At 64.2% G+C, this 5,891-nt stretch carries 7 protein-coding genes; 3 read left to right on the plus strand and 4 right to left on the minus strand.

The window, feature by feature from the left end; genetic code table 11:
* Together EN893_RS15330 and EN893_RS15335 are read left to right on the plus strand one after the other, a co-directional pair.
* On the plus strand, nt 1-842 hold an 842-nt coding region (locus EN893_RS15330), incomplete at its 5' end, for an ATP-binding cassette domain-containing protein (RefSeq protein ID WP_128361629.1).
* Between the two features lie 98 nt (nt 843-940).
* Entirely contained in the window at nt 941-1,627 is a 687-nt protein-coding gene (locus tag EN893_RS15335; RefSeq protein ID WP_127269068.1) for an isochorismatase family cysteine hydrolase, read from the plus strand.
* A gap of 6 nt (nt 1,628-1,633) precedes the next feature.
* Here the strand turns inward: EN893_RS15335 and EN893_RS15340 are convergent, their stop codons facing one another.
* Together EN893_RS15340 and EN893_RS15345 are read right to left on the minus strand one after the other, a co-directional pair.
* Nucleotides 1,634-2,575 carry an LLM class flavin-dependent oxidoreductase gene (locus EN893_RS15340; protein ID WP_127269073.1) on the minus strand — a complete coding sequence of 314 codons (942 nt, stop codon included), beginning with the start codon at nt 2,573-2,575 and terminating at the stop codon, nt 1,634-1,636.
* Nucleotides 2,576-2,684: 109 nt separating this feature from the next.
* Nucleotides 2,685-2,840, minus strand: coding sequence for a hypothetical protein (locus EN893_RS15345; protein ID WP_127269069.1), 156 nt, complete (start codon nt 2,838-2,840; stop codon nt 2,685-2,687).
* A gap of 290 nt (nt 2,841-3,130) precedes the next feature.
* Here EN893_RS15345 and EN893_RS15350 point away from each other — a divergent pair, with 290 nt between their 5' ends.
* Entirely contained in the window at nt 3,131-3,898 is a 768-nt protein-coding gene (locus EN893_RS15350) for an SDR family oxidoreductase (protein ID WP_127269070.1), read from the plus strand.
* Between the two features lie 97 nt (nt 3,899-3,995).
* Here EN893_RS15350 and EN893_RS15355 read toward each other — a convergent pair whose 3' ends face one another.
* Nucleotides 3,996-4,940: an ABC transporter permease gene (locus tag EN893_RS15355; protein ID WP_127269071.1), complete on the minus strand. Its 945-nt coding sequence runs from the start codon at nt 4,938-4,940 to the stop codon at nt 3,996-3,998.
* Nucleotides 4,937-5,891: ABC transporter permease (locus EN893_RS15360; RefSeq protein ID WP_164900898.1), on the minus strand; the 955-nt coding region annotated here is incomplete at its 5' end. The genes EN893_RS15355 and EN893_RS15360, both read right to left, overlap by 4 nt.

Raw genomic sequence — 5,891 nt, forward strand, 5'->3', positions numbered from 1 at the left:
AGACCTATCCCAAGGGTATTGCCGGCTTCCGGCGCTACACCGAGCTACTCGACACCGAACCCGACATTGCCGACCGGCCAGGTGCCGTGACTGTGGGCGGCCTCAAGGGCGACATCGAATATCGCGGTGTCAGCTTCGGCTATGGCGACGGCAAGCCGGTGCTCAGGGGTATCGATCTCACCATCCACGCCGGCGAAACCATCGCCTTCGTCGGCCCGTCCGGCGCCGGCAAGACCACCATCTGCTCGCTGCTGCCACGTTTCTACGAGGTCAGCGCCGGCGCGATCAGCATCGACGGCATCGATATCAGGGACATGACGCTCGCTTCGCTGCGCGGCCAGATCGGCATCGTCCAGCAGGATGTGTTCCTGTTCGGGGGCTCGATCCGCGAAAACATCGCCTATGGCCGTCTCGGCGCCTCCGACGAGGCTATCGCCGATGCCGCGCGGCGGGCGCAGCTCGACGGCATGATATCGGGCCTGCCGGCCGGCTATGACACGATCATCGGCGAGCGCGGCGTAAAATTGTCCGGCGGCCAGAAGCAGCGGCTGGCGATCGCCCGCATGTTCCTGAAGAACCCGCCGATCCTTATCCTCGACGAGGCGACGTCGGCGCTCGACACCGAGACCGAGCGCGAAATCCAGAAGTCGTTGGCCGAACTTGCCGAGGGCCGAACCACGCTGGTCATCGCACACCGGCTGGCAACGATCCGCGGCGCCGACCGCATCGTCGTCGTCTCGGAGTCGGGCGTCGTCGAACAGGGTTCGCACAGCGAACTGCTCCGCGCCGGCGGCATCTATCGGCGCCTGCATGACGCCCAGCATCTGGTGTCGTCGCGCTGATACGAAACCGCTGGAGCAATTCCAGGGAAAGTGTGAAACGGTTTCCGTTCGGAATTGCGTCAAGCAAACAAGTGCCGATCGAAAAACGGGAGCCAAAAATGATCAAGGCGACGCCCTTCGACTTTCCCTATGACGGCAGGCTGATGGCCGAAACCACCGCGCTGATCGTCATCGACCTGCAGCAGGATTTCCTGTCGACGACGGGCTACTTCGCCAGGCAGGGATATGATCCCTCGCCGCTCAGGGCGATCCTGCCGACCGTGAGCCGGCTGATATCAGCCGCCCGCAAGGCCGGTGTCAGGGTCATCCACACCAGGCAGGGCTACCGGGCTGACATGGCCGACATGACGCCCTACGAGACATGGCGCCGCAAGCGCGCTGGGCTCGAAGGCACCGAAATCCTGCTGCGCTCTGGTCCAGGATTCCAGATCGTTCCGGAGATCGACGTCGCCCCGCAGGACATCATCGTCGACAAGACCTGCAACAGCGCTTTCACCTATACGGATTTCGAACTTGTGCTGCGCGCGCAAGGCATCACGCATCTGCTGTTTTCCGGATGCACCACGGATGTCTGCGTCCACACCACGCTGCGTGAGGCCTGCGACCGCAATTTCCAATGCCTGACGATTTCGGACGCCTGCGCCAGCGGCGACAGACAAGCGCACGAAGCAGCCCTTCACATGGTGACGGTTGAAGACGGCGTCTTCGGCGCGCTAACGGGTTCGAGCGCTGTCATTGAAGGCCTGTCGCGGCTTGGCGACAGGCCCGAGGCAACAAAAGGCTGAAGAACTTCAGCCCGTTGCCCGCGTCTCCAATCCTGCACGAGACGCATATGCCCCAGGCTGGAATGCCTCGTGTTCGCGACGCGCCAGCGAATTGCGCAGCAGAGCGATCGTTTCCCGGCCGAGCGTTGCGATCTCGCGTGGCGTGTCGACGCCGACAATCATGAATTCATCGATCCCAAGGGCTGCATACGCAAGCAGCGACAGGGCGGCCTGGGCTGGTGGCCCGGCAACATCGACCGCCTTGTGGCCGGAGGCGGAAGCACCTTGGTGAATCCCGACCGGAAGCGCGAAGCGCAGCTTGCCGGCCCGACCATGTTCGGCGGCGGAGCGGCGCACCCGCTCCATCAATTGCCGGATCTCGTCGATCGAGCCGGGCGCCAATTCAAAGACATCGGCATGCCGGCCGGCAACTTTGAGTGCCGTTCCGGACTGCCCGCCCATGCGGATGACCAGGTCGGCGCCGTGCGGTCCCTTGCGCGGCACATAGCCGCCCTTGATGCTGTAGAACGTTCCTTCGTGGTCGAAGGGCCGGTCGTTCGACCACAGCCGCTTCAGCAGCACCAGATATTCGTCGATGCGCTGCCAGATGACGGTGTGCCCGACCGGCCGTGTTTCGGCGTCGGCGTCGCTCAGCGGCTCGCTGATCATTCTCAGCGCCAGGCGCCCGCCGCTTTTCCTGTCGATCGACGCCAGTTGGCGGGCCGCCACGGTCGGTTCGACCACGCCCGCCCAATGGGTGAGCACGACTTCCAGCGACGAGGTGCGATCGAGCACCTGGGCCGCAAAATCCATGTTGGTCAGCAGTCCGGCCGAATCGTCGATGACGATCTTGCGGAAGCCGCCATCCTCGATCAGCCCGAGCTTGGTCGCGGTCTCGGCAAAGTCGTAGAAAAAGGGAACCGCGGCATCGGCGGTCTTACCGGGGATATGCGTGAACTCGATCGGCATTGCCATGTCCTCCGTGGTGTCGGGCGCGCGAAAGCACGCCGAGGATTCGGTTCATTCAACTCCGATTGCCTGAAAGCGGTGGGCAGCTAAGCCCGGTCGATCTGACGACTCAGGGAATAAGGCCCAGCACAACGGCCCCGGTGAACACGAACGCAAGGGCAAAGACGAGATAGGCGAAAGCCCCGGCATAGGCCGGGCGAAAGGCCTGGGCATTGGCCGACCGCTGATCACTGCGATCCGTCTGGGCGTTCTGGATATAGGACATATCGACCTCCGTCTCGGCGGTTAATCTATAAAACTTGTAGACTTTGTCGATTGCTATTTTTAGGCCAAAGATGGAATAATTTTCTCCTATGGTGCTGGAAGTTGGTAGGCACTTGCTTAGAGGGAGCACTCTAACGGCCGATCCATATGGAGCGTCCGTTTTTTGCTTCTGCGTCCGAATGGACCTATGACCTTGCTTTCGCTGCGCTCAATTCGTGGATTGGCCGCCCGGCGCCGGCGCGGTAGCATCGCCCACCAGCAAAGCGAAATCGCCACACAGGGGGCAGAAAAATGGGCACAAGACTGGCCGGCAAGGTCGCCATCATTTCGGGGGGCGCGACGGGAATGGGTGGAGCGGCTTCGGAGCTGTTCGCCGCCGAAGGCGCCAAGGTGGCGATCATCGACCGCAACGGCGAGGCGGCCGCCGCAACCGCAGCGACAATCAGGGCGCGCGGCCATCTCGCCGAGCATTTTGTCGCCGACGTCTCCGACGAGGCACAGGTCGAAGCGGCCGTGAAGGGTGCTATCGAAAAACTCGGACCGGTCACCGTGCTGTTCAACCACGCCGGCACCATCGTGATAAAGCCCTTCCTGGAGACCACGGTGCAGGAATGGGACTGGCTGCATGCCGTCAATGTGCGCTCGATGTTCCTGATGACGCGCGCCGTTTTGCCCGGCATGATTGCGGCCGGCGGCGGCTCGATCGTCTGTACTTCGTCGATCTCGGCGGTGGCGGCGACTCCCAACGAAGTGCTCTACGACACCACCAAGGGCGCCTGCCACATGTTCGCCCGCGCCATCGCCGTCGAGTTCCGCGACCGCAACATCCGCTGCAACGCCGTCTGCCCCGGCTTCATCCGTACACCGCACGGCCTGCGCGAGGTCGCCGACCTCGGCAGGCTCGGCGTCGACGTCTCCGACGCGGCACTGGCCGCGCAGCAGGGCCGCATCGGCGAGCCGGAAGAGGTGGCGAGGGCAGCGCTCTACCTGGCCAGCGACGAGTCGAGCTTCGTCAACGGCACGCATCTGTTCGTTGACAATGGTTTTACGGCGATGTGAGGCTTTCCAGGGACAGGTTCTTCGTCCCAGGGACAGCTTGTCGCCCTTCCTCTACCCCGTCGATCGGGGGAGAGGAAAGGCACCAAGTCCTGCTCGTCTACCGTTCTTCCCGTCGAAACGGCTTGAGCAGCGCCGACGGTGCCGTCGCGTTGCGCGACATCACCGCCATGGCGACAATGGTGAAGATGAACGGCAGCATCAGGAACGCCTCGTAGGGGATGTGTCCGAGCCCGCTGGCCTGCATGCGCAACTGCAGCGCATCGACGAAGGCGAACAGCAGCGCCGCCCCCGCCGAGCGCCACGGATCCCAGCGGCCAAACACGACCAGCGCGATCGCCACCCAGCCACGCCCCGAGACGACGCCGAAGGTGAAGGCGTTGAACTGCGCCATCGACAGAAAGGCGCCGGCCAGCCCCATCAGCGCACCGCCGAGGATGACTGCCTGGAAGCGCGTGGCAATGACGCTGACCCCCGCCGAATCGGCGGCGCGCGGGTTTTCGCCGACCATACGCACCGACAGGCCCCATGGCGTGCGGTAGAGCACGAAGGCGGCCAGCGGAATGGCCAGGATCGCCATGTAGACCAGCGCGAACTGGCTGAACACCGCCGTCCCGAGCACCGGGATGTCCGAAAGGAGCGGGATCGGCAGTGTCTGAAACCCCTTGATGTTGGGCGGCACCGACTGCTGGCCGAAGATCAGCCGGTAGAGGAAATAGGCGAGGCCCGACGAGAACAGCGTCACGCCGATGCCGCAGACATGCTGGCTGAGGCCGAGCGCCACAGTGAACAGCGCATGCAGCGCGCCCATCAGCATGCCGGTCAGCACCGCAGCCAGCACGCCGAGCCACAGGCTGCCGCTGAGACTGGCGGCGGTAAAGCCGGTCATCGCCGACAACAGCATGATGCCTTCGATGCCGAGATTGAGCACGCCAGCCCGCTCCGAGAACATTTCGCCGAGCGTTGCAAAAGCCAGCGGCGTGGCGATGCGGATGATCGCGGCCAGGAAGCCGACCTGGAAGATCTGTTCGAACACCGCGCTCATCGGGCAACCCCGACGCGGCGGATGCGATAGGCGGTGAACAGCAGCGCCACCAGCATGGAAAGCAATGCGGTGCCCTGGATGACGTCGCTGAGGAAGGCCGGCACGCCGGTCGCCCGCGACATCGCTTCGGCGCCGGTCATCACGGCGGCAAGGAAGATCGCCGCCGGCACCACGCCGAGCGGGTTGAGCCGCGCCAGCATGGCAACAACGATGCCGGAATAGCCGTAGCCCGGCGAGATGTCGCTCATCACCTGGAAATGCACGCCGCCGACCTCGCCGACGCCGGCCAACCCGGCCAGCGCGCCGGACAGCAGCGCCGTCGAGATCAGCACCCGCTCGACATGGATGCCGCCATATCTGGCGGCTTCCGGGTTTTCGCCGGTGACCCTGATCCTGAAGCCGAGCGTCGTGCGCACGATCAGGAACCAGGTCAGCGGCGCCGCGATCAGCGCCGCGACGACGCCGAGATGCAGTCTTGTGCCTTCGAGCAGCACCGGGAAATTGGCCGAATCCTCGATCGGCGGCGAGATCGGATAGCCGCTGAAGGAGTCCTTCCACGGGCCTTCGATCAGCGCCATCAGCGCATAATAGATGACCGAGTTGAGCAGCAGCGAACTGACGACATCGTCGACCTTGAATTTTACTCTGAGCGTCGCCGGCACCAGCGCGACTGCGGCTCCCGCCGCGGCACCGGCGACCGCCATCAAGACCATGGCGAGCGGCCCCGGCATTGGAATGGCGCCGACAAAGCAGCTGGCCACCGCGCCGGCCAGCAATTGCCCCTCGGCGCCGATGTTCCAGAATTTGGCCCGGAAGGCGACCGCGACCGCCAGTCCGGTGAAGATCATGGGTGTTGCACGCACCATCGTTTCGGTGATCGCATAGCTGTCGCCCAGCGACGCCGTGAACATCACGCCATAGGCTTCGAGCACGCCGGCGCCGGCCCTGTCT

Origin of the sequence: Mesorhizobium sp. M7A.F.Ca.CA.004.04.2.1, assembly GCF_004022825.1 — a bacterium.
Lineage (GTDB): Bacteria > Pseudomonadota > Alphaproteobacteria > Rhizobiales > Rhizobiaceae > Mesorhizobium.